A 25681-nucleotide genomic window follows, 5' to 3' on the forward strand; every position below is an offset into this window, starting at 1 on the left:
GGTAGCACCAGAAGTACATCAATAGCGACAACACTAGCAAGTTTGTGTACATTTGTACACAAACCACGTGAGGAATTTATGAGCAGACCACCGAACGATCCGCATCGCCGGGAGAAGATCCTGCAGGCAACGCTCGATACCATTGCCGAGCACGGGATCCACGCCGTCACGCACCGTAAAATCGCCACCTGTGCGGGCGTGCCGCTGGGGTCGATGACCTACTATTTCGACGGTATGGAGCCGCTGCTGGAGGAGGCCTTCACGTGGTTTACCCGCCAGATGTCGCAGCAGTACCGGGATTTCTTTGCCGGCGTCACCGGCCCGGAGATGGCGTGCGAATCCATCACTACCCTGATCCACAGCTCGCAGGTGACCACGCCGCACAACATGGCGCTGATGTACCAGCTCTACGCCTTTATGCACCGCAGCGCGGCGCTCAAAACGGTGATGCAGGACTGGATGAAAATGAGCCAGACCACGCTGGAGCAGTGGTTCGACCCGGTCACCACCCGCGCGCTGGATGCTTTTATCGAAGGGATGACGCTGCACTACGTGACTGACCGGACACCGTTAACGCGCGAGGAGATTCGGGCGATGGTGGGAAGAATCGCGGGTGAGGGAAGCCGTTAACCCGCGGTTGCCACTTATTTTCGAGTGATTTTTTTCCCACTGGCGTCCACGACGGCTTCGCCATCCTCTTTGGCAAACGCGCCTTTTTGCGCATCCGGCAGAATGTCGAGGACGACTTCAGAGGGGCGACACAGGCGGGTGCCCAGCGGTGTGACCACAATCGGACGGTTTATCAGGATTGGGTGCTGCAGCATAAAATCGATAAGCTGGTCGTCGCTGAATTTATCTTCGGCCAGGCCGAGTTGTTCATAGGGCTCCACGTTTTTACGCAGCAGATCCCGCACTGAAATGCCCATCTCAGCAATTAGTGTGGCCAGCTTATCGCGCGACGGCGGGGTCTCCAGATAGAGGATAATCTCTGGCTCCGTGCCGCTGTTGCGGATCATTTCCAGCGTATTGCGCGAGGTGCCGCAGGCGGGGTTGTGATAAATAGTGATGTGGCTCATATCAGTGGCTCATTACAGTGTGAAGGAGAGACGTAGCGCCAGCGCGGCGAGCGTCACAAACAGGACCGGCAGCGTCATGATGATGCCCGTCCGGAAATAGTCGCCCCAGGTAATCGTCATGTTTTTCTGCGCCAGCACGTGGAGCCAGAGCAGGGTGGCGAGGCTACCGATGGGCGTGATTTTCGGCCCCAGATCGCAGCCAATCACGTTGGCGTAAATCATCGCATCCTTAATTAATCCTGTTGCCGTGCTGCCATCAATGGAGAGTGCGCCAATCAGCACCGTGGGCATGTTGTTCATTATGGATGACAGAAACGCGGTGATGAACCCGGTACCCAACGTGGTGGCCCACAATCCATGTCCGGCCAGGCTATTCAGAACGCCTGTGAGCGAATCTGTCAGCCCCGCATTGCGCAGGCCATACACCACCAGATACATCCCCAGCGAGAAGATAACAATCTGCCATGGCGCGCCACGCAGCACTTTTCCGGTGTTTATCGCATGTCCGCGTTTTGCAACGGCAAACAAAATCAGCGCGCCTGCAGTCGCAATGGCGCTGACCGGAATACCGAGCGGTTCGAGCACGAAGAAGCCGACCAGAAGCAGCAGCAGGACAATCCAGCCCGTTCTGAACGTCGGGAGATCGTGAATGGCCCGAGCGGGTTCGCGGAGTTTTGCCAGGTCATATGCCGGGGGAATGTCTTTGCGAAAGAACAGATGCAGCATCACCAGCGTTGCGGCAATCGCGGCAATATCGACCGGGATCATCACCGAGGCGTATTCGCTGAACCCCAGCGAAAAGAAGTCTGCCGAGACAATATTGACCAGGTTCGACACAATCAGCGGCAGGCTGGCGGTATCGGCGATAAAACCTGCCGCCATGACAAACGCCAGCGTGGCCTGCTTGCTGAACCCCAGCGCCAGCAGCATGGCGATAACGATAGGGGTCAGGATCAGCGCCGCGCCGTCATTGGCAAACAGCGCCGCCACGGCTGCGCCCAGCAGGACTATCCAGGTAAACAGCAATCTTCCGCGACCGTTCCCCCAGCGGGCGACGTGCAGCGCTGCCCACTCGAAAAAGCCGGACTCATCCAGCAGCAGGCTAATAATGATGACGGCAATAAACGTTGCCGTGGCGTTCCAGACAATATTCCAGACCACCGGGATATCGCTTATGTGGATCACGCCGCTGGCGAGCGCCAGCCCGGCGCCAAGGGTGGCACTCCAGCCGATACTCAACCCTTTGGGCTGCCAGATGACCAGTACCAGCGTAAACAGAAAAATAGCCCCTGCCAGAAACATCTTCTACTCCGTTATATCTGTTTTTGTGAATGTATTTTGCTTAGCACGAGCCCGAAAGTCGGTTTTTCAGCTTCAGGCGCGTCTCTTCCCGCAGGCAGTTCCAGCTGGTGTCGATGACGGTAGCTGCCCATGCAGGCATGTTGGGGGAGAGACGGTAATGGACCCACTTACCCTCGCGGCGGTCGATCACCAGCCCGGACTCGCGCAGCAGGGCCATATGGCGCGAGACCTTCGGTTGCGGCTCGTTGGTGGCGGAGCAGAGATCGCAGACGCACAGCTCGCCGGCTTCGCGGAGCAGCATGACGATGGCGAGCCGCGTTTCGTCGGCGAGGGTTTTGAACAGCTGGAGCGGGTGGTGCATGGGAGTTCCTGCTGGCGCGATTATCGTATATGTTTAATCATATATGTTTTGTTGGCAGGTGAGAAGGTGAGATTAGAGGCAGGGGAATTTCAGACAACAAAAAACCCATCAACCTTGAACCAAAACGGCGGGGTTGATGGGCTCCACAAATTGGGGACATCAAAGAAAAGCAGTGGCACTAGTTATGACTGCCCCCTGATTAAAAAGTTCTGCGCGTAACAAAAATTTTTTCGTTATGCGCAAATGTCAGCGTTATCCGAGTCCCGGCCAGATGATGATGATCAGCGTACCCGCCAGCGTCAGCAGTACGTTAGCGATAGCATACGTGCCCGCATAGCCCAGCGCCGGGATGTTGCTGCGCGCGGTATCACTGATGATTTCCATGGCCGGCGCACAGGTACGCGCCCCCATCATTGCCCCGAAGAGCAGGGCACGGTTCATGCGCAGTACGTAGGCGCCGAACAGGAAGCAGATAACCACTGGCACCAGGCTGACGATAAGTCCGGAAACCAACATCTGCCAGCCGACAGCGCCCAGGCTGTGGCCAATACCGCTGCCGGCGCTTAAGCCAACGCCCGCCATAAAGACCATCAGACCGAACTCTTTCACCATGTTCAGCGCGCCCTGCGGAATGTAACCGAAGGTCGGGTGGTTCGCGCGCAGGAAGCCCAGCATGATCCCGGCGAACAGCAGCCCGGCGGCGTTACCGATGCCGAAGCTAAAGTTGCTGAACTGGAAGGTGATCATCCCAATCATCAGGCCAACGATAAAGAAAGCGCAGAAGGCCAGCAGGTCGGTGACCTGGCTGTGAATGGAGATAAAGCCAATGCGGTCGGCCACGGTTTTCACGCGGCGGGCGTCGCCGCTCACCTGCAGCACGTCACCTTTATTCAGGACAACGTTGTCGTCGATGGGCATCTCAATCTGGCTGCGGATCACGCGGTTGAGGAAGCAGCCATGGTCGGTCAGCTTCAGCTGCGCCAGACGGCGGCCCACGGCGTTATGGTTTTTCACCACGATCTCTTCGGTGACGATGCGCATGTCGAGCAGATCGCGGTCGAACACCTCTTTGCCGTTACGGAAGCTCGGGTCGAGTCGCGCGTGGGCATCCGGGTAGCCCACCAGTGCAATGTCGTCGCCCATCTGCAGCACCGCATCGCCGTCCGGGTTCGCCAGAATGCCGTTGCGGCGGATACGTTCGATGTAGCAGCCCGTCTGACGGTAAATGCCCAGTTCGCGGAGGTTTTTGCCGTCCGCCCAGGCCACCAGCTCCGGCCCGACGCGGTAGGCGCGGATCACCGGGAGATAAACTTTACGTTTGGAGTCGGTATCCAGACCGCGCTCGCGGGCGATTTGCTGGGCGCTGGTCTGCAGATCCTGATGCTGCAGTTTTGGCAGATAGCGTGCGCCCACAATCAGGCTCACCAGACCAATCAAATAGGTCAGGGCATAGCCCAGGCTCAGGTGGTCGAGGGCGGTGGAGAGCTGTTCCCCGGCCATACCGGAATGGCGCAGGGTATCACCGGCACCCACCAGCACGGGGGTGGAGGTCATGGAGCCTGCCAGCATACCGGCCGTTAACCCGATATCCCAGCCAAACAGTTTGCCCAGCCCTAAGGCGATCAGCAGCGCGCTGCCGACCATCACCAGTGCCAGCATCAGATAATTTTTGCCGTCACGGAAGAAAATTGAAAAAAAGTTAGGACCCGCTTCCACGCCAACACAAAAAATAAACAGCATAAAACCTAAGTTGAGCGCGTCCGTGTTAATGCTGAAATGCTGCTGGCCTAATAATAAGGAGACGACTAAAACGCCAATGGAATTACCCAGTTGAACTGAACCGAGACGCAATTTACCCAGGCAAAGACCCAGCGCCAGTACCACAAATAATAACAGGATGTAATTCCCGTTTAACAAGTCTGCGACGTTTATATTCACGGAGGCTAACTTCTTGTTTACCAGTAAGTTGTTGAAAGAAAGGACTATTTGGGCTACTGTTTTCTGGGTCAGGGAACGCGTACAACACTCCCTGTTTCCTAATTTATTCCCTAAAACATTAGCTGGCCGATAGTTTAATCGTATTAGCTACTGACAGCTACCTATTATCGCATAACCCTGTGCGGGCTTTGGCAAGGATTGCCACATTGCTTTATCTGACTGGGCGTCCACTGGACGAAGCTGTATTTGATAGAGATGAAGTCAGGAGGATAGTTTGAACATTACACGGAACTGGGCGGGGGTGATCAGCTGCTTTTTGCTGTTTATCGTCGTATGCATGGCGCTCGCTTTTAATGTGAAAGGGGCGTTCAGGGCTGCCGGTCACCCGGAGCTCGGGCTGCTCTTTTTTACCCTGCCGGGAGCGGCAGCCAGTTTCCTCTCCCGTAAAGGGGAGGTGGTTAAGCCACTTATTGGCGCCATGCTGGCCGCACCGCTCTGTTTGCTGCTGATGCGGTTACTGTATGTCCCGACGAGAAGTTTCTGGCAAGAGCTGGCGTGGTTACTGAGCGCCGTATTCTGGTGCGCGCTGGGGGCGCTGTGCTATTTGTTTGTGTGCAGTCTGCTTAAGCACTGGCGACACCACAAATAAAAACGCCCTCCAGGTGAGGGCGTCTTAGTGTTACTGGGCGGCAAACAGACCCAGATGCTCTTTAGCATAAGCTTCAAAGTCGGTGCAGCCACCAATGTGTTTCTGATCGAGGAAAATCTGCGGTACGGTTTCTACCGGTTTACCCACGGTTTTTTCCAGATCGGCTTTGGTGATGCCTTCTGCGTGGATATCCACATAGCGGAAGTTAAAGTCATCACGCTCTTCAGTCAGTTTTTCAGCCAGCTCTTTTGCGCGCACACAGTAAGGGCATCCTGGACGACCAAAAATTACTGCAAACATTTCTCTCTCCTCAAAAAACAAGCCTGACGGCGAATAGGACATATAGTGCCCGATAACCTGCCGTCATTAAAGAAGGTTTCGCCTGTCACTTTGATACAGTAAGGCTATGTTTCGCCAATTACACCGCGCAAATGATTGCCTATACTGGCTGCAATACGGTTTAAGCACGACAAAGAGAGACAAGATGACACCAACGATTGACCTGCTCCTTTCCCATCGTTCCATTCGACACTTCACCGGTGAACCGATTACCGAAGCGCAGCGCGAAGCGATTATAAACAGCGCAAGAGCGACCTCCAGCTCCAGCTTCCTGCAGTGCAGCTCCATTATCCGCATCACCGACCCGGCCCTGCGCGAGCAGCTGGTTTCACTCACCGGCGGGCAGAAACACGTGGCGCAGGCCGCGGAATTCTGGGTGTTCTGTGCCGACTTTAACCGCCACCTGCAGATCTGCCCTGAGGCCGAATTAGGCCTGGCAGAACAGCTGCTGCTGGGCGTAGTGGATACCGCGCTGATGGCGCAAAACGCCTTTACGGCGGCGGAGTCGCTGGGGTTAGGCGGTGTGTATATCGGCGGGCTGCGTAACAACATTGAAAGCGTGACCGAACTGCTGAAGCTGCCAAAACATGTCCTGCCGCTGTTTGGCCTGTGCCTTGGCTGGCCGGCGGATAACCCGGATCTGAAGCCGCGTATTCCTGCAGCCATGCTGGTGCACGAAAACCACTACCAGCCGCTCGATCGCGACGTGCTGGAGCAATACGACGAGGAGCTGGCGCACTACTATATGACCCGCGGGAGCAATAACCGTCGCGATACCTGGAGCGACCATATTCGCCGCACTATCATTAAAGAAAATCGTCCGTTTATTCTTGATTACCTGCACAAACAGGGCTGGGCGACGCGATAGTCCATTTATCCTGTGCCTGCCTGCGTATATGATACGCAGGCTTTTTCCATGTCTTTAGCGAGGTGCAGGGTGAAAATTGCCATATTATCCCGGGATGGAACGCTCTATTCATGTAAACGCCTGCGAGAAGCGGCGGCAAAGCGCGGGCATCAGGTTGAAATCCTCGATCCGATGTCCTGCTATATGAACATCGATCCCGCGGCCTCATCGATTCACTACAAAGGCCGCAAGCTGCCGCATTTTGATGCGGTGATCCCCCGCATCGGCTCCCAGATCACCTATTACGGCACCGCCGCGCTGCGCCAGTTCGAGATGCTGGGCAGCTACCCGCTAAACGAATCTGTCGCCATTTCCCGCGCCCGGGATAAGCTGCGCTCGCTGCAACTGCTCGCCCGTCAGGGGATCGATCTTCCGGTGACTGGTATCGCTCACTCCCCGGACGACACCAGCGATCTCATCGACATGGTGGGCGGCGCGCCGCTGGTCATCAAGCTGGTGGAGGGCACCCAGGGCATTGGCGTGGTGCTGGCGGAGACGCGTCAGGCGGCGGAGAGCGTGATTGACGCTTTCCGTGGCCTCAATGCGCACATCCTGGTGCAGGAGTATATTGAAGAAGCTAAAGGACGTGACATCCGCTGCTTCGTGGTGGGGAATGAGGTGGTGGCGGCCATCGAACGCCAGGCCAAAGAGGGCGATTTTCGCTCCAATCTCCATCGCGGAGGCATTGCGCGGGTGGCAACGATCAGCGATCGTGAGCGGGAGATTGCGGTGAAAGCCGCGCAAACGCTGGGGCTGGATGTCGCGGGTGTTGATCTTCTGCGGGCGACGCGCGGGCCGCTGGTGATGGAGGTGAACGCCTCGCCGGGGCTGGAAGGCGTGGAAAAAACCACAGGGGTCGATATTGCGGGTAAAATGATCGCATGGATCGAGCGTCATGCGACCCCAGGTTACTGTCTGAAAACGGGTGGGTGAATGGTATTGATCGCACTTTTTGCGTACCCTATGCGAAGTTTTTATTAAAGAGGCTGCACAGCGATGGATTTACAGGTCGTTCCAACACTGGATACGTTACGTCAATGGCTCGATGATGCGGGTATTACGTTCTTTGAATGTGATTCCTGCCAGGCGCTGCATCTGCCTCATATGCAGAATTTCGACGGCATTTTTGACGCCAAAATCGATCTCATTAACGACGTGATCCTCTTCTCCGCGCTGGCCGAAGTGAAGCCGTCTGCGCTGCTGGCGCTGGCCTCGGACCTGTCAGCGATCAACGCCAGTTCTTTGACGGTGAAAGCATTTCTCGACATACAGGATGATAATCTGCCAAAACTGGTCGTTTGCCAGTCTTTATTCTCCGGTGCCGGGCTGTCGTTCAAGCAGTTCGCCTGGTTTATGCGCTTGAGCGAAGAGCAAATTTCCATGGTCATGATGGAAGCCAGTGCACACCATCTTCTGTACAGCGCGGAAGATGATGCAGAGAATAATGATGCATCTCCCAATTTTCTTCACTAAACCTGTCTGACTTTTGCGCAGTCGCTGCCATAGCGGCTGCAGAAGGCCATTTTTTCTGCTGCTTTTAACCTTTCCTTAAAGAATTTTTCACCTCCCCAATGGCCATTTCGGCTTATCACGTAGACATAACCTGCATAAAAAATTGATAAAAGGCGTTTTTTCGTCTGGGCTATAGCCGGGGACACGGGCTACAGTTATTCTTGCGATGCTTAAAAAAGCGAGCGGAGGCTGCCGGATAAAGAGGTTTCTTTTTATTTCGGGCAGAGCGACAAACTATGCATGATTTTTGCATATATCCAGATTGCACAGTTTTAGTTCGTTTGTTAACGAGCTTTCAGAAGGAATAACACTATGATCGCCTTGAATAAAAAATGGTTATCGGGTCTGGTTGCGGGTGCTCTGATGGCCGTCTCTGCCGGCACGCTCGCTGCGGAACAAAAAACGCTGCACGTTTACAACTGGTCTGACTATATTGCGCCGGACACGGTTGCGAATTTTGAAAAAGAGACCGGCATTAAAGTGGTCTATGACGTGTTCGATTCCAACGAAGTGCTGGAAGGCAAACTGATGGCAGGCAGCACCGGGTTCGACCTCGTGGTACCGTCCGCTAGCTTCCTGGAGCGTCAGCTTACTGCCGGCGTCTTCCAGCCGCTGGATAAGAGCAAATTACCGAACTGGAAAAACCTCGACCCGGAAGTGCTGAAGCTGGTGGCCAAACACGACCCGGAGAACAAATACGCGATGCCGTATCTGTGGGCGACCACCGGTATTGGCTACAACGTCGATAAAGTCAAAGCGGCGCTGGGCCCGGACGTCAAGCTGGACAGCTGGGACGTGGTGCTGAAGCCGGAAAACCTTGCGAAGCTGAAAAGCTGCGGCGTCTCCTTCCTCGATGCGCCGGAGGAGATCTTCGCCACCGTGCTGAACTACCTGGGCAAAGATCCGAACAGCAACAAGGCGGATGATTACACCGGTCCGGCGACGGATCTGCTGCTGAAGCTGCGTCCAAACATTCGTTACTTCCACTCGTCTCAGTACATCAATGACCTGGCGAACGGCGATATCTGCGTCGCGATTGGCTGGGCAGGGGACGTATGGCAGGCGGCTAACCGCGCGAAAGAGGCGAAAAACGGCGTGAATGTCTCCTACTTCATTCCGAAAGAGGGGGCGCTGGCCTTCTTTGACGTCTTCGCGATGCCGACGGATGCGAAAAACAAAGATGAAGCTTATCAGTTCCTCAACTACCTGATGCGTCCTGACGTGATCGCCCACATCAGTGACCATGTTTACTACGCAAACGGTAACAAGGCCTCCGTGCCGCTGGTGAGCGAAGAAATCCGTAATAACCCGGCTATCTATCCGCCAGCGGATGTGTTCGCCAAGCTCTTCACCCTGAAAGTTCAGGATCCAAAAATTGACCGTGTGCGTACCCGCGCGTGGACCAAGGTGAAAAGCGGTAAATAACGGCGTTTGGTATTGTTGCCCGGTGGCGCTATTGCCTACCGGGCCTACACAACCCGTAGGCCGGGCAAGCGTTAGCGCCGCCCGGCGATGCGCACCCTGACGGTGCGTTTGCACCAGTTTTGATCTATGCCGGAGAGCACCCCGTGAATGACGCGATCCCCCGCCCGCAGGCGAAAGTCCGTAAAGCGCTGACCCCGCTTCTTGAAATTCGTAACCTCACCAAATCTTTCGATGGCCAGCATGCCGTGGACGACGTCAGCCTGACTATCTATAAAGGCGAAATTTTTGCCCTTCTGGGGGCGTCTGGCTGCGGCAAATCGACCCTGCTGCGTATGCTGGCCGGTTTTGAACAGCCCACGGCCGGGCAGATCATGCTTGATGGCGTGGATCTCTCCAGCGTGCCGCCGTATCAGCGCCCCATTAACATGATGTTCCAGTCTTACGCGCTGTTTCCGCACATGACGGTGGAGCAGAACATCGCCTTTGGCCTGAAGCAGGATAAGCTGCCGAAGGCTGAAATTACCGCGCGCGTGGCCGAGATGCTGAGCCTGGTGCATATGCAGGAGTTCGCGAAACGTAAACCGCACCAGCTTTCTGGCGGTCAGCGTCAGCGTGTGGCGCTGGCCAGAAGCCTGGCAAAACGCCCGAAACTGCTGCTGCTTGATGAGCCGATGGGGGCGCTGGATAAAAAACTGCGCGACCGTATGCAGCTCGAAGTGGTGGATATTCTCGAACGCGTGGGCGTGACCTGCGTGATGGTCACCCACGACCAGGAAGAAGCCATGACCATGGCCGGACGTATCGCGATCATGAACCGCGGCAAGTTCGTGCAGATTGGCGAGCCGGAAGAGATTTATGAGCATCCGACCACCCGCTACAGCGCTGAGTTCATCGGTTCGGTGAACGTCTTTGAAGGGCTGCTGAAAGCGCGTCAGGAAGATGGCCTGATCATCGAATCGCCGGGGCTGCAGCATCCGCTTAAGGTCGATCCGGATAACTCCGTGGTGGATAACGTGCCGGTCTACGTCGCGCTGCGCCCGGAGAAGATCATGCTCTGCGACGATCCGCCTGCCGATGGCTATAACTTTGCCGTGGGTGAAGTGGTGCACATTGCCTATCTGGGTGACCTCTCCATCTACCACGTACGCCTGAAAAGCGGGCAGATGCTGAGTGCCCAGTTGCAGAACGAACACCGCTATCGCAAAGGCCAGCCAACCTGGGGTGACGAGGTGCGCCTGTGCTGGGATGCGGACAGCTGTGTTGTGCTGACGGTATAAGGAGCGGCCAATGAGTACACTTGAACCTCCTGCCCGCGCAGGTAAACCGGGCGGCGTTGCCAGCTGGCTGACGCGCATGCAGATGAACCACGGCCGCAAGCTGGTGATCGCCATGCCTTACGTGTGGCTGATCCTGCTGTTTCTGCTGCCGTTCCTGATTGTTTTCAAGATAAGCCTGGCGGAAATGGCGCGGGCGATCCCGCCCTACACCAACCTGCTGGACTGGGCCGACGGGCAACTGACGCTGACGCTGAATCTCGGCAACTTCCTGCAGCTGACAGATGACCCGCTCTATTTCGAGGCGTACCTGCAGTCGCTGCAGGTGGCGGCGATCTCGACGCTCTGCTGTCTGGTCATGGGCTATCCGCTGGCGTGGGCCGTGGCGCACAGTAAACCGTCGACGCGGAATATTTTGCTGCTGCTGGTGATCCTGCCGTCGTGGACCTCGTTCCTGATCCGCGTTTACGCGTGGATGGGGATCCTGAAAAACAACGGCGTGCTGAACAACTTCCTGATGTGGTTAGGCGTTATCGATCAGCCGCTGACGATCCTGCACACCAACCTCGCGGTTTATATTGGCATTGTGTATGCTTATCTGCCGTTTATGGTGCTGCCGATCTATACGGCGCTGACGCGTATTGATTATTCGCTGGTGGAAGCCTCGCTGGATCTCGGTGCCCGTCCGTTAAAAACCTTCTTCAGCGTCATTGTCCCGCTGACCAAAGGCGGCATTATCGCCGGGTCGATGCTGGTCTTTATCCCGGCGGTAGGGGAGTTTGTGATCCCGGAACTGCTCGGCGGGCCAGACAGCATCATGATTGGCCGCGTGCTGTGGCAGGAGTTCTTCAATAACCGCGACTGGCCGGTGGCGTCGGCGGTGGCGATCGTGATGTTACTGCTGCTGATCGTGCCGATCATGTGGTTCCACAAGCATCAGCAGAAACAGATGGGAGACCACGGATGAACAACTTACCGGTAGTGCGCTCCCCGTGGCGAATTGCGATCCTGGTTATCGGCTTTACCTTCCTGTATGCACCGATGCTGATGCTGGTGATCTACTCGTTCAACAGCTCCAAACTGGTGACGGTGTGGGCCGGCTGGTCGACGCGCTGGTACAGCGAGCTGTTCCACGATGATGCGATGATGAGCGCGGTGGGGCTGAGCCTGACCATCGCGGCGCTGGCGGCGACAATGGCGTCCGTTCTGGGCACGATCGCCGCGCTGGTGATGGTGCGCTTCGGCCGTTTTCGCGGTTCGAACGGGTTTGCCTTTATGATCACCGCACCGCTGGTCATGCCCGACGTCATCACCGGTCTTGCGCTGCTGCTGCTGTTCGTGGCGCTGGCGCATGCCATCGGCTGGCCGGCGGATCGCGGCATGCTCACCATCTGGCTGGCGCACGTCACCTTCTGTACCGCGTATGTCGCAGTGGTGATCTCCTCGCGCCTGCGCGAGCTGGATCGCTCTATTGAAGAGGCGGCGATGGATCTCGGCGCGACGCCGCTGAAGGTCTTTTTCATCATCACCCTGCCGATGATTATGCCGGCGGTGATCTCCGGCTGGCTGCTGGCGTTTACCCTGTCGCTCGACGATCTGGTGATCGCCAGCTTTGTCTCCGGCCCGGGCGCGACGACGCTGCCGATGCTGGTCTTCTCCAGCGTACGCATGGGGGTCAACCCGGAGATCAACGCTCTGGCCTCGATCATCCTCGGCGTGGTCGGAATTGTCGGATTTATCGCCTGGTATTTGATGGCGCGCGCGGAAAAGCAGCGCGTGCGTGATATCCAGCGTGCAAGACGCGGCTGAAGGATTTAAAATTTCCAGTGATGTGCCGCGCATGACGCGGCACTGTTTTTCAGGGAAGTAAAACATTGGGATTATTAAAGAAATCACGTATTACGCACGCGCGTCCTAACGTTCCTGCGCTGGTTCAGGTGGCGGCGCTCGCCATTATTATGATCCGCTGCCTGGATGTGCTGATGATTCTCAACACCCTGGGCGTGCGCGGCATCGGTGAGTTCATTCACCGCAGCGTGCAGACGTGGAACCTGACGCTGGTCTTTTTGAGCAGCCTGATGCTGGTGTTTATCGAGATCTACTGCGCATTCTCGCTGGTCAAAGGGCGCAACTGGGCGCGCTGGGTCTATCTGCTGACGCAGGTAACCGCGGCGAGCTATCTGTGGGCGGCTTCGCTGGGATACGGCTACCCGGAACTGTTTAGCATTGCCGGCGGATCCAAACGCGAAATCTTCCACGCGCTGGTCATGCAGAAATTGCCGGATATGCTGGTGCTCCTGTTGCTCTTTGCGCCAGCTTCAAGCCGACGGTTCTTCCGCCTGCAATAATGTGTATAATCGCAGCCCTCGCTTTCCTTAAGGTTTTCATATGCAGTGCGCACTCTATGACGCCGGACGCTGCCGCTCCTGTCAGTGGATAGAACAGCCGGTCTCTCAACAACTCACCGCCAAAATGGCCGACCTGCAACAGCTGCTGGCAGCACACGCGGTGGCGGAGTGGTGCGCACCCGTCAGCGGCCCGGAGCAGGGCTTTCGTAATAAAGCGAAAATGGTGGTCAGCGGCAGCGTTGAAAAACCGCTGCTCGGGATGCTGCATCGCGACGGCACGCCGGAAGATTTGACCGACTGCCCGCTCTATCCAGCCTCCTTTGCGCCTGTTTTTGCCGCGCTTAAACCGTTTATCGCGCGGGCCGGGTTAACGCCTTATAACGTCGCCCGCAAGCGCGGTGAACTGAAATACCTGCTGCTGACGGAGAGTCAGGCAGATGGCGGCATGATGCTGCGTTTTGTGCTGCGCTCGGAAACCAAACTGGAGCAGCTGCGCGAGGCGCTGCCGTGGCTGCAGGAACAGCTTCCGCAGTTAAAGGTCATAACCGCTAACATCCAGCCAGTGCATATGGCGATCATGGAAGGGGAGAAAGAGATCTACTTGACCGAGCGCCATGCGCTGGCCGAGAACTTCAACGGCGTGCCGCTGTGGATCCGCCCGCAAAGCTTCTTCCAGACGAACCCGACGGTGGCGAGTGCGTTATACGCCACCGCCCGCGACTGGGTGCGGTCGCTGAATATCCATCATATGTGGGATCTGTTCTGCGGCGTCGGTGGTTTTGGCCTGCACTGCGCCACGCCCGAGATGCAGCTCACCGGGATTGAGATCTCCGCCGAAGCCATTGCCTGTGCGAAACAGTCCGCCGCCGGGCTGGGTTTGACGAATATCCACTTCCAGGCGCTGGACTCCACGCAGTTCGCGACCGGCCAGGGCAACGTGCCGGCGCTGGTGCTGGTCAACCCGCCGCGCCGTGGCATCGGCAAGGCGCTGTGCGACTACCTGAGCCAGATGGCGCCGGAGTACATCATCTACTCCAGCTGTAACGCGCAGACCATGGCGAAAGACATCGCTGAACTGCCGGGCTATCGCGTTGAACGCGTTCAGCTTTTCGATATGTTCCCGCACACCGCCCATTATGAAGTGCTGACGTTGCTCGTAAAATCTTAAACAAAATGTGAACTCTTCATCCCTGCGAAATCAGGTAAGCTTACGTCATAAGACATGAATGAAGGCTTACCCATGAAGCAGATCCTGCTGGTGGAAGACGACCACGATATCGCGGCGCTTCTGCGACTCAATTTAGAAGACGAAGGCTATGCCATTACCCATGAGCCCGACGGGGGCAACGCCCTGCAGCGTCTTGAAAAACAGCCATGGGATGCGGTGATCCTCGACCTGATGTTGCCCAACGTTGACGGGCTGGAGATTTGCCGCCGTATTCGTCAGATGACGCGTTACCTGCCGGTCATCATTATCAGCGCCCGCAGCAGCGAAACCGACCGCATTACCGGGCTGGAAACCGGTGCCGATGACTATCTGGCAAAACCGTTTTCGGTGCAGGAGTTGATTGCGCGCATCAAAGCGCTGTTCCGCCGCCAGCAGGCGATGGGGCAGGCGCAAACCGACGGTCACATTCAGGCTCATGGTCTGACCATCGATCCGCTGGCGCGCAGCGTGCTGCTTCATGGCCAGGTAGTGGATCTCACCCCGCGTGAATTCGAACTGCTCTACTTCTTTGCCCGTCATCCTGGCGAGGTGTTTTCGCGTCTGGCCCTGCTGGAGCAGGTCTGGGGCTACCAGCACGAAGGCTACGAGCACACTGTGAACACCCACATCAACCGCCTGCGCATCAAGATTGAGAAGGATGCCGCCGAGCCGGAGATTATTCGCACCGTCTGGGGCAAGGGCTACAAATTTGCGGAGGCGCACCATGATGCGCCGCTTTAGTCTCAGCCAGCGTCTGACGCTGCTGTTTATCCTGCTGATGATGCTCTGCGCCGCCGTTGCCTGCGCGGTACAGCTCTACAGCAGTATGCAGTACGGTAATGCGATGGTGCAGCGGTTGTCGGGCGGGCTGGCGCAGCAGATTGTCCAGCGTGAACCGATTCTGGACGCGCAGGGCAGGGTTGACCGCAGCGCGCTGAAACCGCTGTTTGGCCGGCTGATGACCTTTAACCCCAGCGTTGAGCTGTACGTCGTCTCCCCGGACGGCACGCTGCTGGCCGATGCCGCACCGCCCGGCCATATTCAGCGACAAACCATCGACCTTGCTCCGGTGCAGAGCTTCCTCAGCGGCGAGGTCATGCCGATCTATGGCGACGATCCGCGCAGCCAGAGTAAAAAAGTCTTCAGCGCGACGCCGCTGCGTCAGGACGGCGAGCTTAAAGGCTATCTGTACATTATTTTGCAGGGCGAGGAGTCGAACGCGCTGGCGGAAATGGCCTGGCATAAGGCGCTGTGGAGTACCGTCCTCTGGTCATTGCTGTGGGTAGCGCTGTTTGGACTGCTGGCGGGCTTACTGATCTGGTACTGGGTCACGCGTCCGGTCAAACGCCTGACCCATGAAGTGGCCGGGCTGGAGCAGGACAGCATCAGCGCCATCAGGCAACTGGCGGCACAGCAGCCGGACGCGGCGGCGAAAGATGAAGTGGCGCTCCTGCGCAATAGTTTTATCGAACTGGCGCGGAAAATCACCCAACAATGGGATCAGCTGGCGGACAGCGATCGCCAGCGCCGGGAATTTATCGCCAATATCTCACACGATCTCCGCACACCGCTGACGTCGCTGCTGGGCTATCTCGAAACCCTGTCGCTCAAATCCGCGACCCTGACGCCGCAGGAGCACCAGCAGTATCTCGCCACCGCCCTGCGTCAGGGGCAGAAGGTGCGACATCTCTCCCAGCAGCTGTTTGAGCTGGCGCGTCTTGAACATGGCGGCATTAAACCGCAGCGCGAGCGTTTCGCGATGGCGGAGCTGATTTCCGACGTGGCGCAGAAGTTTGAATTAACCGCCCGTACCCGGGAGGTGAACCTGCATATTGATGTGCCGGGACCGCTGCCGCTGATTAACGCCGATGTGTCGATGATTGAGAGGGTGGTGACCAACCTGCTCGATAACGCGATGCGGCATACGCCAGCCGGCGGGGAGATCCGTCTGGCGGTCTGGCAGGAGAATCAACAGCTTCAGGTTGAAGTGACCGACAACGGAACGGGTGTTGATGCCGCGCTGCGCGACGATCTGTTCCAGCGGCCATCGGCGTTGACGACCCAGGCGTCACGGGAGGATCGCGGCGGGTTAGGACTGCTGATTGTGAAACGGATGCTGGAGCTGCACGGGGGCGGGATCAGGCTGATGGAGTCGGTGAGTGGGGCGCGTTTTCGCTTCTTTGTTCCGCTGTAGAATTGCCGGATGACGCTACGCTTATCCGGCCTGGAATTCCCCCCGCAGGCCGGGTAAGGCGTAGCCGCCACCCGGCAAAAAAACTTACTGCGGGAACCACTGCTCACTGATTTTCTGATACGTACCGTCGGCTTTAATCGCTTTCAGCGCGCCGTTCAGTTTTTCCAGCAGGGCTTTGTTATCCGGACGAACCGCGATACCCAGACCCGTGCCGAAGTACTGTGGATCGGTCACTTTTTCCGTGGCGGTGCCCAGCTGCGGGTTGGTTTTCAGCCATTCGTTCACCACGGCGGTATCACCGAATACGCCATCGATACGGCCGTTTTTCAGGTCGATAATCGCATTCTGGTAGCTGTCATAGGCCACGGTTTTCACTTCAGGATGCTTGTCCTGCAGGTACTTCTGGTGGGTGGTGCCGTTTTCCATCCCGATGCGTTTGCCTTTCAGCTCGTCGAACGACTTGTACGCCCCTTTCTTCGCAATCACCACCGCCGAGTTGGCGTAGTACGGGTCGGTGAAGGCCACCTGCTTGCTGCGCTCAGGCGTGATGTCCATACCGGAGATCACCGCATCGTATTTTTTAAATTTCAGCGACGGGATCAGGCTGTCGAAGGCATGGTTGGTAAAGGTGCAGTCGGCCTGCATCTGTTTGCACAGCGCTTTCGCCAGGTCGATATCGAAACCGACGATCTGGTTGCTGGCATCCAGCGATTCAAACGGCGGATAGGTGGCGGAAACGCCAAAATTGATTTTATCCGCAGCGGATGCGCCAGCGGCGAACGTTGCCAGTAAAGCGGCCAGAACTAACTTTTTCATTATCATACTCCCGTCTGTAGGTCCTATGAATAAACAATGCCAGTAAATGAATTTATATTCAATAAAAATGATTAAATATTATTTGTGATATAAAAAAAAGCGGATAACCAGAAGGTTACCCGCATTGATGTTTATATTTTATGCATTCTGTAGGTCGGGTAAGGCGAAGCCGCCACCGGACTAATTCCGGCGCTCAAACGCCAGCGCTTTACGCTCGATCAGGCGCATCATCAGCGTCAGCAGACCGTTTACCACCAGATACACCACGCCCGCCGCACCGAACACCATCACATCATAGGTGCGTCCGTACAGCAGCTGTCCGTGCCCCATCACTTCCATCAGCGTAATGGTGTAGGCCAGAGAGGTACTCTTGAACACCAGCACCACTTCGTTGGAGTAAGAGGAGAGGGCGCGCTTAAAAGCGTACGGCAGCAGGATCGCCAGCGTATCTTTCTTGCTCATGCCCAGCGCCCCGCAGGACTGCCACTGTCCTTCCGGAATGGCACGGATCGCCCCATAGAACAGTTGGGTGGTATAGGCCGCACTGTTCAGCGAAAGGGCTATCAGGGCACACAGCCACGGCTCAGAAAGCAGGTGCCAGATAACCGGATACTCCTGCAGCGACGGGAACTGGCCCGGGCCGTAATAAATCAGGAATATCTGCACCAGCAGCGGCGTACCGGTAAACAGGGTGATATAAGCGCGCACAATCCACACCAGCACCGGCGTTTTCAGCGTCAGGATGATGGTGAAAATGAGCGCCAGGATCAGGGCCACGATGATGGACGCCACGGTCAGCGTCAGGCTGGTGTGCAGCCCTTTCATCAGCTCGGGAAAGTATTCAAGCATCAGCCTGGTCTCCGTTCAAAGCGCGTGGCACGCAGGTCAATCCGCTTGAGGATGTACTGACTGAGCAACGTGATCACCAGGTAGATCGCCGCCGCCACAATGTACCAGGTAAAGGGTTCCTGGGTACGGGTGGCGATGCTTTTGGTTTGCAGCATCAAATCGTTAACGCTTATCAGGCTTACCAGCGCGGTATCTTTCAGCAGCACCAGCCACTGGTTGCCGAGGCCCGGCAGGGCATGACGCCACATCTGCGGCATCACCAGACGGAAGAAGATCGCGGATTTCGACAACCCTAACGCCTGACCCGACTCCCATTGCCCCTGCGGCACGGCCTTCAGCGCACCGCGCAGGGTTTGCGAGGCGTAGGCGGAGTAGAGCAGGGAGAGGGCAATCACGCCACACAGGAACGGGCTGACGTCGAAGTTTTCAATCTGCATCTGCACCGGGATCTGCGCAAAACCGAGATTGAGGGTAAAGCCGTCCGACAGCGTAAGCAGCAGCTGTGAGGAGCCGAAATAGATAAACAGGACCACCAGAATTTCCGGTAGTCCACGCAGCACGGTGACCAGCGCGGAGCCTGTCCAGGCGACGGGGAACCATTTCGCGGATTCCCACACCGCAAAGAACATCGCCAGCACAAGGCCGATAATCAGTGCGCAAACGGCAAGGCCGACGGTCATCCCGGCGGCGCTTGCTAAAGGAAAAATTTCATTCATCAGGAATTACTTCTGGAACCATTTTTTGTAGATGGTTTCGTAGGTGCCGTCTTTCTTCACTTTTTCCAGCGCAGCGTTGAATTTCTGCTGCAGCTCAGTGTTGCCCTGACGAACGGCAATCCCCAAACCGGTACCGAAGTAGTCCTTATCGGTCACTTTGTCGCCCACTGGCGCCAGCTTGTCATTGGCTTTCAGCCATTCAGTCACGACCGCGGTATCACCAAATACGCCATCGATACGGCCATTTTGCAGATCCAGCTTCGCGTTCTGGTAGCTGTCATACGGAACGGTGGTGATTTCCGGATGCTTATCCATGATGAATTTCTGGTGGGTGGTGCCGTTCTGCACGCCCACTTTTTTGCCTTTCAGCTGATCGACAGAGGTGAATTTGCCTTTCTGACCAATGAACAGGGCGGAGTTGTCGTAGTACGGGGTGGTGAACAGCACCTGCTTTTCACGCTCTGGGGTGATGTCCATACCGGCCATCACGGCGTCGATACGGCGGAACTTCAGGCTTGGGATCAGGCTGTCGAACGCCTGGTTGCTGAAGGTGCAGGTCGCATCGATCTCTTTACACAGGGCATTCGCCAGGTCTACGTCGAAGCCAACAATTTTGTTGTTCGCATCCATAGACTCAAACGGAGGATAAGACGCTTCCGTGGCGAAACGAATGGTCTGGGCTGCGGTAGCGGAAAGGGTAACGCCAGCAAGCAGCACGGCAAGTAATACTTTTTTCATTATATTTCCCCTGACACAATCAATGAGATAAATAGTTTTTGAAGGCATCGGTTTGCGGGTTCGCGAAGCAGCTCGCATCACCTTGCTCAACGATATACCCGTTTTCCATATAGACCACACGGCTGGCGGTTTTACGCGCCACTTCCACTTCGTGGGTGACGATAACCTGCGTAATGTTGGTTTCCGCCAGCTCGCGAATGATGCTGACGATCTGAGCGGTGATTTCCGGATCCAGCGCCGCCGTCGGTTCATCAAACAGCAGTACCGCAGGCTCCATCATCAGCGCACGGGCAATCGCCACGCGCTGCTGCTGGCCACCGGAAAGGTGCAGCGGGTAGCGGTCGCTGTAGGGCTTAAGGCGCAGACGCTCCAGCAGCTTTTCCGCACGCGCGATCGCCTGATCCTTGCTTAAGCCCAGCACGCGGCATGGCGCTTCAATCAGGTTTTGCAGTACGGTGAGATGCGGCCAGAGATTGTATTGCTGGAAGACCATGCCGACGTTTTGACGCAGTTCGCGAATCGCCTTATCAGAGGGCGTTTTGGCGAAGTCAAAATGGTTACCGGCGATAGCCAGCGTACCTGAACGGGGCATTTCAAGCAGATTAAGGACACGCAGAAGGGAGCTTTTGCCTGCGCCGCTTGGACCCAGCAAAACCAGCGTTTCGCCTTCCGGGCAGTTCAGCGTGATGTCAAACAGCGCCTGGTGTGCGCCGTAGAAGCAGTTAATGCCGTTTAGTTTAATACTCATCGGGGCAGTCTTTACTCATCCAGGCAATCTATAGCAATTGAGGCCGCAGATAGTACCGTTGACAGAATAGTTATGCAATATTTCTGCGTTAAAAGTTAAATATAACCCGTGTTTCCCCTTAAACATAGCACAAAATAGCGAGCGGCAAGGTCGGCGAGTATAAATGTCGGCATTCCGCATGAAATGCCGCACATTTTACGGGGGTTACCGCGCGGTATCGCAGAAGTTAGCGATTCTCAATCGACTGGCGAAGCGTGCCGGCCGGGGCATGAACGCTGCCGCCAACGTAGCGCACGTCGTCCACCGCCCAGCACTGGCCTTCACGGATCATCAGCACTTCATCCTGCCAGGTTTGGCTGCCCTGGGTCAGCTTCACGCGCAGCGGAATATTTCGCGCATCGGTGTTCGGAATGGTGGACGCGCTGGCCACCTCGGCGCTGTCTGGCAGCGTGGTGCGGCTGGAGAACGGGTCGGACTTCAGCAGCGCGTTGTGCTGCGGATCGCGGGTGGCGTCGTTGAGCAGTTTTGCCAGCCCATCGCTCAGGTAAGGACGCAGACCGGTGAGATCGTTGCTGCGGTGCTGAATGCGATAATCATAGAACTGTTGCGCCACGGTATCCGGCCCGCCCTCGATACAGGGGCCGCTGCGGGTACCGATATCCTTAAAGGCTGGCGTGACCGTGGTGGTACAGGCGCTGAGCACCAGCGCGCAGGGCACTAAAAGTGTTAAAGCTGAATAGCGCATGTTGATTTCCTTATTTATTAACTATCCTTTCAATCATAGCGTAACGAACCGATAATGCTGTCCCTAAGGCATTGAACGCTAAAGAAGGAGAGAAACCATGCAGTTTTCAACAACTCCAACCCTGGAAGGGCAGACCATTACCGAGTATTGCGGCGTGGTCACCGGTGAAGCGATTCTCGGTGCCAATATCTTCCGTGACTTTTTTGCCGGTATTCGCGATATCGTGGGCGGCCGCTCTGGCGCGTACGAAAAAGAGCTGCGCAAAGCGCGCGAAATTGCTTTTAAAGAGCTCGGCGAGCAGGCGCAAGCCCTCGGCGCGGATGCGGTTGTGGGGATCGACATCGACTACGAAACGGTCGGCAAAGACGGCAGCATGCTGATGGTGAGCGTAAGCGGTACGGCGGTGAAAACCCTGCGATGAGGCGTGCGTTTGCTCCACTCCTGCTGGCGCTGTTGCTGGCAGGATGTGTCTCGGAAAAAGGGATTGTCGATAAAGGTGCCTACGAGCTGGATACGCGCCATCAGGCTCAGGCGGCGTATCCGCGCATAAAGGTGCTGGTTCTTCACTACACCGCGGATGATTTTGACAGCTCGCTGGCCACGCTGACGGATAAAAACGTCAGCTCTCACTATTTGATCCCTGCTACACCGCCAGCCCCCGACGGTAAGCCGCGCATCTGGCAGCTGGTGCCTGAAAGCGAACTGGCCTGGCATGCGGGTATCAGCTTCTGGCGCGGCACCAACCGTATCAATGATACCTCGGTGGGCATTGAGCTGGAGAACCGTGGCTGGCAGAAAACAGCCGGGGTGAAGCATTTTACGCCGTTCGCACCAGCGCAAATAGCGGCGCTGGTCCCGCTTGCTAAAGACATTATCGCCCGCTACGACATCAAGCCTGAGAACGTGGTGGCTCATGCGGATATTGCGCCGCAGCGCAAGGACGATCCCGGCCCGCTTTTCCCCTGGCGTGAGCTGGCGCAGCAGGGAATTGGCGCGTGGCCTGATGCTGACCGGGTGGCATTTTATATGAATGGGCGACCGCCTTATCAGACGGTGGACACCGCCGCGCTGCTGGATCTGCTCGCGCGCTATGGTTACGAAGTGCCTGATAACAGCACTCCCGCCCAGCAGAAACGCATCATCATGGTGTTCCAGATGCACTTCAGGCCGCAGTTGTGGAACGGTGTCGCGGATGTCGAAACGCTGGCCATCGCCGAAGCGCTTCTGGAGAAATACGGGCAGGGGTAATTCTTCGGAAAGCCCCCGAAAGAAAGATTAGCTATAAATGCGCTTGAGATTAATCTTAAGTACATTCTCAATTCATTTTAAGTTAATTGATTTAAAATCGTCCTCAATTAAGATGGATTCATCGATTCACAGCATGAATCAAATTAAAAAAACAGAACTTGTTTGGTTTTTTTAATTTTAAAAGAATACAGAATTAACTTTACGGCAACATTTATCGCTGCCGAGCACTTTCCCTTTTAAACATCTTAATCAGGTATAACAATGTTAAGCATCTTTGGTAAAAAAACACGTCCTCATAAAGAAATGGAAGCTATTATTTCCGCAACGTCTGGACACGAGGAAAAGACGTTAAAAAAATGGCAAAAAATCTCCACCGAAAACTCAGATAATATTCACATTATCGTCAGCGGTGAAGTTGAGTTCCGCCGAAGCTCTGATGATTTATGTATGTTTACGCTGCAGGGACAATGTATATTTGGTCTCTCCGCTATTTTTTATAACTCGGCACATATGCAGGGCGTGGTACGGAGTAACACCGTGGTACGCACCATTCATAAAGATGAATTTCAGCGGTTAATAACCCAGCATGGACTGTGGCCTGATTTAACCAAAGTGCTGGCATGGTATATCTGTTTGCTCAGCAAACGTGATGACGTTTTAGTTGCCCGCAGCGCGTATTCCGTGGTGCGTGAATTCCTGATTGAAATTAACGATCTGATTGTTCAGCAACAGCGTGATATTAATATTTATGATTATATTCAGGAATACACCAACCTGGCACGCAGTACCATTATCAAAATTCTCTCCGACCTGAAAAAAGGTCAATATATTGTGGTGGAAAAAGGGCGACTGCTCAGCCTGACGACCTTACCTGAAAAATATTAATCCCCTCCTGCGTCTCCTTTTATCACCGAAGGAGACGCATTTTGCGTTTCATCGACCGGTGGTGCCGGCATTTTTCCCTTCGCCATATCATCCTGCTGCTGTTTTAACGCCTGCATAAATAACGCTTTTAACGCACCGTCATCCTCAGATGTCGTCGCCTGTTCGTGTGCCTCGGTGCCGGGTAAGGTATCGCGCGAGGTGTCATGCGTGACGGGGCTATCCGGTAAGGTGCCATCAGGCGCCTGCTGCCAGTCATTTTCGTCGCTGTTAATCGGCATATTCTCCATCGGCGGTAAATCGTCCTTTATTTTCACCGGCTGCGGTTTGGGCTGCGGGTGGGGGAACGGCTTCGTGACATAGATATAGTGCATATCCGAGAGGCTGGTTTCCGGCTTCGCGACGCTGACCTTTTTCACCACTGGCGCCGGATGGCGTAAGTTCCAGAACACATGGGCATAAAGCCCGGCGACGATCAGCGCGCACATCCCCAGACACCAGAGCGTGACTACGCTTAACATTTTACTGAACGACGGTAACCGCCAGGAAAACCAGACCGGTTCCCCGGTGGTATAGCTGCGCTGGGCAGCGAGACAAATAGTAGACATTATGCGTGCTTCTCTTGCGTGTTCGGGGTGGCCTGCGATGCCTGGATCTGAACGCTCGGTGTGGTATGGGTTTCGCGCATCAACTGCATCAGGGTCTCTTCCCCTGGGATACCGTCGACGCGAAGGTGCATCTTCTCCTGAAATTCGCGGGTGCGTTTCATCAGCTCCGCCGTCCAGTTTTTATCATGCGTTTCGTTTTCACCCAGCGCGACGCTGAGCTGCTGATCCAGCCACTCAAGATCTTTGCTGTCGCTGGCCGCGGTAATTTCATCTTTGCCGGAAGGCGTCAGGCGGTGAAGCAGGGTGTAATTCCCCGTGGCGTGTTGGGTATACCAGGCGCGGCTCACCTGCCAGGTCCGGTTGTTCATCAGCAGATCCAGAGAGGTTTTTCCGGCGCGCGCCACCACGGCGTAGTTAATATGATCGCCCGTTTTCATTTCGCTGACCCACGGGTACCCTTCGCTGGCCAGGGTATCCAGGCTGGCCGTTCCCTGTTTACACATCAGGTTCACTTTGGTCGCGTTCTGACACAGGGCGTCGTCTGCTGAAGCGTCATACCCCCACATGGCGTACAGCTGGTGCATGGCATCAGGCTGATTCACCACCTCGTTTTCGATAACCGGGACTACCGGCGCGTCTGGCGTTTTGACTGGCTGTTTCCAGCTGGCCGGCACCGGCAGCGCCACCGGCAGTTTTGCCGTAATGGAAGAGGTCATCATCCAGCCGCAGGCAGCGAACAGGACGGAGGCGAACAGCCCGACGGTAGCCAGCGCTTTACCGCGTTTCGGCGCCGGGAGCACTTCGCCGATGGCCAGACGCAGATGGCGCGGCCCGACGTTCGGCGCGCGTTCGGTCCAGGCGGCCAGCATCGAAAGATGCGCCAGCGCATTCAGCTTGCTGATATTACCTTTGGTCAGGGCGTGGATTTTTTTCACGCGAGCAGGCGTCAGCGGGGAAATCGCTGCGCCGTGCTCTTCGCACTGGGCGTCGACATAGCTCAGGAACTCGCGGCAGGTCAGGTTACGCAGCGTGTGGCTGGTCAGAACAAACGCCTGCAGCGCGGAGTCTGTCAGCATCGTCTCCTGATCTTCACTGCCCATCAGGATGACCGACAAACACACGTCCAGCTCCTGGGCACGCGTGAGCAGCATGGTCAGCAGATCATAGCAGTTGTGCTTCATCGCCTCAGCATGGGTGATGACCAGCACCTTCTGCGTGGCACGGGCATCGCGCCACTGGCGAAGCACGGCATCCACGGCCTGCAGTTTGTTTTTGCTCTCTTTCGCCGTCGGGTTGAGCTTATAAAGGAGGTTATTAGCGCTCAGCTTCGGAAAGGCATTAACCGGGATGATGGCGTTGCTGCGCTTCAACGCCTCGCTGAACTGCCCCAGCAGTTCGCTGTCGTGGTAAAAGAGTCCGGTGATCCCTGCCTGCTGGCTTTTTTCTTTCAGAAGATTGAACACATCCTGATGATAAGGCACCAGAAAATCGCCCGATTTGCGGGTGATCTTTCTGAACGGAGGGGTACTGAATTTAAAATGACTCTGATACATAGCGACTAACCGTCTCATCTCTTTAATAGCAATGGGCGAAAAGTACGGGATGCACCAGCCCTGGTCAATTTAACACCAGAGTAAAAATAACCTGCCGTCAGGCTCTAACATTCCCCTTTTTTCCGGTCAATCATTTTCTTCATTAAAGTTAATAGCGAAGCCGATAGTTCATATTCAGAGGGCTGACTATTATTAGCTCACTCAGTGATGCAGCACGTCGCTGCGAATGACTGCTTTGCTAAAAGG

The 25681-nt window shown here is 56.0% G+C and carries 29 protein-coding genes; 16 read left to right on the plus strand and 13 right to left on the minus strand.

Annotation, left to right across the window (positions count from 1 at the left end; all coding sequences use genetic code 11):
- Positions 1–78: 78 nt before the first annotated feature.
- On the plus strand, positions 79–630 hold the full coding sequence (locus tag C1N69_RS07010) for a TetR/AcrR family transcriptional regulator (RefSeq protein WP_059385901.1): 552 nt from the start codon (positions 79–81) through the stop codon (positions 628–630).
- Between the two features lie 14 nt (positions 631–644).
- Here C1N69_RS07010 and arsC read toward each other — a convergent pair whose 3' ends face one another.
- From arsC to C1N69_RS07030, 4 genes are all read right to left on the minus strand, one after another.
- The gene (arsC, locus tag C1N69_RS07015; protein ID WP_059385902.1) at positions 645–1076 is read right to left on the minus strand and encodes a glutaredoxin-dependent arsenate reductase; all 432 of its coding nucleotides are present in this window, start codon (positions 1074–1076) and stop codon (positions 645–647) included.
- Between the two features lie 12 nt (positions 1077–1088).
- Entirely contained in the window at positions 1089–2378 is a 1290-nt protein-coding gene (locus tag C1N69_RS07020) for an arsenic transporter (RefSeq protein ID WP_095440900.1), read from the minus strand.
- 40 nt (positions 2379–2418) lie between these two features.
- Positions 2419–2739, minus strand: a complete 321-nt coding sequence (locus tag C1N69_RS07025) for a metalloregulator ArsR/SmtB family transcription factor (protein WP_059385904.1) — start codon at positions 2737–2739, stop codon at positions 2419–2421.
- Positions 2740–2991: 252 nt separating this feature from the next.
- Complete coding sequence (locus C1N69_RS07030; RefSeq protein ID WP_008503440.1) at positions 2992–4677, minus strand: aspartate:alanine antiporter; 1686 nt, start codon at positions 4675–4677, stop codon at positions 2992–2994.
- A gap of 274 nt (positions 4678–4951) precedes the next feature.
- Between C1N69_RS07030 and C1N69_RS07035 the strand changes: the two genes are divergently transcribed.
- Positions 4952–5326: an inner membrane protein YbjM gene (locus tag C1N69_RS07035; protein WP_045284541.1), complete on the plus strand. Its 375-nt coding sequence runs from the start codon at positions 4952–4954 to the stop codon at positions 5324–5326.
- Positions 5327–5356: 30 nt separating this feature from the next.
- Here C1N69_RS07035 and C1N69_RS07040 read toward each other — a convergent pair whose 3' ends face one another.
- Entirely contained in the window at positions 5357–5626 is a 270-nt protein-coding gene (locus C1N69_RS07040) for a GrxA family glutaredoxin (RefSeq protein ID WP_006809455.1), read from the minus strand.
- A 184-nt stretch (positions 5627–5810) separates the two neighbouring features.
- Between C1N69_RS07040 and nfsA the strand changes: the two genes are divergently transcribed.
- The 11 genes from nfsA to C1N69_RS07100 all read left to right on the plus strand — a co-directional run bounded on the left by nfsA (position 5811) and on the right by C1N69_RS07100 (position 16532).
- Complete coding sequence (nfsA, locus tag C1N69_RS07045; RefSeq protein WP_155030903.1) at positions 5811–6533, plus strand: nitroreductase NfsA; 723 nt, start codon at positions 5811–5813, stop codon at positions 6531–6533.
- Between the two features lie 69 nt (positions 6534–6602).
- The gene (gene rimK / locus C1N69_RS07050; protein WP_025756080.1) at positions 6603–7505 is read left to right on the plus strand and encodes a 30S ribosomal protein S6--L-glutamate ligase; all 903 of its coding nucleotides are present in this window, start codon (positions 6603–6605) and stop codon (positions 7503–7505) included.
- A 63-nt stretch (positions 7506–7568) separates the two neighbouring features.
- Positions 7569–8045 carry a YbjN domain-containing protein gene (locus C1N69_RS07055; RefSeq protein ID WP_047958115.1) on the plus strand — a complete coding sequence of 159 codons (477 nt, stop codon included), beginning with the start codon at positions 7569–7571 and terminating at the stop codon, positions 8043–8045.
- A 351-nt stretch (positions 8046–8396) separates the two neighbouring features.
- Entirely contained in the window at positions 8397–9509 is a 1113-nt protein-coding gene (potF, locus tag C1N69_RS07065) for a spermidine/putrescine ABC transporter substrate-binding protein PotF (protein ID WP_025756078.1), read from the plus strand.
- 143 nt (positions 9510–9652) lie between these two features.
- The gene (gene potG / locus C1N69_RS07070; protein WP_025756077.1) at positions 9653–10786 is read left to right on the plus strand and encodes a putrescine ABC transporter ATP-binding subunit PotG; all 1134 of its coding nucleotides are present in this window, start codon (positions 9653–9655) and stop codon (positions 10784–10786) included.
- 10 nt (positions 10787–10796) lie between these two features.
- A complete protein-coding gene (gene potH / locus C1N69_RS07075) occupies positions 10797–11750 on the plus strand; it encodes a putrescine ABC transporter permease PotH (protein WP_047958117.1) in 954 nt (317 codons plus the stop codon).
- Positions 11747–12592, plus strand: a complete 846-nt coding sequence (gene potI / locus C1N69_RS07080; protein ID WP_023310934.1) for a putrescine ABC transporter permease PotI — start codon at positions 11747–11749, stop codon at positions 12590–12592. The genes potH and potI overlap by 4 nt, the downstream gene beginning before the upstream one ends.
- A 65-nt stretch (positions 12593–12657) precedes the next feature.
- Positions 12658–13131, plus strand: a complete 474-nt coding sequence (locus C1N69_RS07085; RefSeq protein ID WP_025756075.1) for a YbjO family protein — start codon at positions 12658–12660, stop codon at positions 13129–13131.
- Between the two features lie 40 nt (positions 13132–13171).
- Positions 13172–14299, plus strand: a complete 1128-nt coding sequence (rlmC, locus tag C1N69_RS07090; RefSeq protein WP_155030905.1) for a 23S rRNA (uracil(747)-C(5))-methyltransferase RlmC — start codon at positions 13172–13174, stop codon at positions 14297–14299.
- Between the two features lie 72 nt (positions 14300–14371).
- The gene (locus C1N69_RS07095) at positions 14372–15079 is read left to right on the plus strand and encodes a response regulator transcription factor (protein ID WP_025756073.1); all 708 of its coding nucleotides are present in this window, start codon (positions 14372–14374) and stop codon (positions 15077–15079) included.
- The gene (locus C1N69_RS07100; RefSeq protein WP_155030906.1) at positions 15063–16532 is read left to right on the plus strand and encodes a sensor histidine kinase; all 1470 of its coding nucleotides are present in this window, start codon (positions 15063–15065) and stop codon (positions 16530–16532) included. Before C1N69_RS07095 ends, C1N69_RS07100 begins: the two co-directional genes overlap by 17 nt.
- A gap of 84 nt (positions 16533–16616) precedes the next feature.
- Here C1N69_RS07100 and artJ read toward each other — a convergent pair whose 3' ends face one another.
- From artJ to C1N69_RS07130, 6 genes are all read right to left on the minus strand, one after another.
- Positions 16617–17348: an arginine ABC transporter substrate-binding protein ArtJ gene (gene artJ / locus C1N69_RS07105; RefSeq protein WP_015571008.1), complete on the minus strand. Its 732-nt coding sequence runs from the start codon at positions 17346–17348 to the stop codon at positions 16617–16619.
- Between the two features lie 180 nt (positions 17349–17528).
- Positions 17529–18197, minus strand: a complete 669-nt coding sequence (artM, locus tag C1N69_RS07110; protein WP_025756070.1) for an arginine ABC transporter permease ArtM — start codon at positions 18195–18197, stop codon at positions 17529–17531.
- Entirely contained in the window at positions 18197–18913 is a 717-nt protein-coding gene (gene artQ, locus C1N69_RS07115; protein WP_025756069.1) for an arginine ABC transporter permease ArtQ, read from the minus strand. Before artQ ends, artM begins: the two co-directional genes overlap by 1 nt.
- Positions 18914–18919: 6 nt before the next feature.
- Complete coding sequence (artI, locus tag C1N69_RS07120) at positions 18920–19651, minus strand: arginine ABC transporter substrate-binding protein ArtI (protein ID WP_025756068.1); 732 nt, start codon at positions 19649–19651, stop codon at positions 18920–18922.
- A 19-nt stretch (positions 19652–19670) separates the two neighbouring features.
- Positions 19671–20399 carry an arginine ABC transporter ATP-binding protein ArtP gene (gene artP, locus C1N69_RS07125; protein WP_008500030.1) on the minus strand — a complete coding sequence of 243 codons (729 nt, stop codon included), beginning with the start codon at positions 20397–20399 and terminating at the stop codon, positions 19671–19673.
- A 226-nt stretch (positions 20400–20625) separates the two neighbouring features.
- Positions 20626–21144, minus strand: a complete 519-nt coding sequence (locus C1N69_RS07130; protein ID WP_023326990.1) for a lipoprotein — start codon at positions 21142–21144, stop codon at positions 20626–20628.
- A gap of 97 nt (positions 21145–21241) precedes the next feature.
- On the opposite strand from C1N69_RS07130, the gene C1N69_RS07135 reads away from it, so the two are divergent.
- From C1N69_RS07135 to C1N69_RS07145, 3 genes are all read left to right on the plus strand, one after another.
- Positions 21242–21565: a heavy metal-binding domain-containing protein gene (locus C1N69_RS07135; protein WP_025756066.1), complete on the plus strand. Its 324-nt coding sequence runs from the start codon at positions 21242–21244 to the stop codon at positions 21563–21565.
- On the plus strand, positions 21562–22392 hold the full coding sequence (locus tag C1N69_RS07140) for an N-acetylmuramoyl-L-alanine amidase (RefSeq protein ID WP_155030907.1): 831 nt from the start codon (positions 21562–21564) through the stop codon (positions 22390–22392). Before C1N69_RS07135 ends, C1N69_RS07140 begins: the two co-directional genes overlap by 4 nt.
- Positions 22393–22653: 261 nt before the next feature.
- Positions 22654–23277, plus strand: coding sequence for a helix-turn-helix domain-containing protein (locus C1N69_RS07145; protein ID WP_047958123.1), 624 nt, complete (start codon positions 22654–22656; stop codon positions 23275–23277).
- On the opposite strand, the gene C1N69_RS07150 is transcribed toward C1N69_RS07145, so the two are convergent.
- Both C1N69_RS07150 and C1N69_RS07155 read right to left on the minus strand, forming a co-directional pair.
- Positions 23274–23882 carry a hypothetical protein gene (locus C1N69_RS07150; RefSeq protein ID WP_095440906.1) on the minus strand — a complete coding sequence of 203 codons (609 nt, stop codon included), beginning with the start codon at positions 23880–23882 and terminating at the stop codon, positions 23274–23276. The two genes, C1N69_RS07145 and C1N69_RS07150, sit on opposite strands and share 4 nt — an antisense overlap.
- Positions 23882–25435 carry an ExeA family protein gene (locus C1N69_RS07155; RefSeq protein WP_155030908.1) on the minus strand — a complete coding sequence of 518 codons (1554 nt, stop codon included), beginning with the start codon at positions 25433–25435 and terminating at the stop codon, positions 23882–23884. Before C1N69_RS07155 ends, C1N69_RS07150 begins: the two co-directional genes overlap by 1 nt.
- Between the last annotated feature and the right edge of the window lie 246 nt (positions 25436–25681).

The organism is Enterobacter sichuanensis (assembly GCF_009036245.1).
Taxonomy (GTDB): Bacteria; Pseudomonadota; Gammaproteobacteria; order Enterobacterales; family Enterobacteriaceae; genus Enterobacter; species Enterobacter sichuanensis.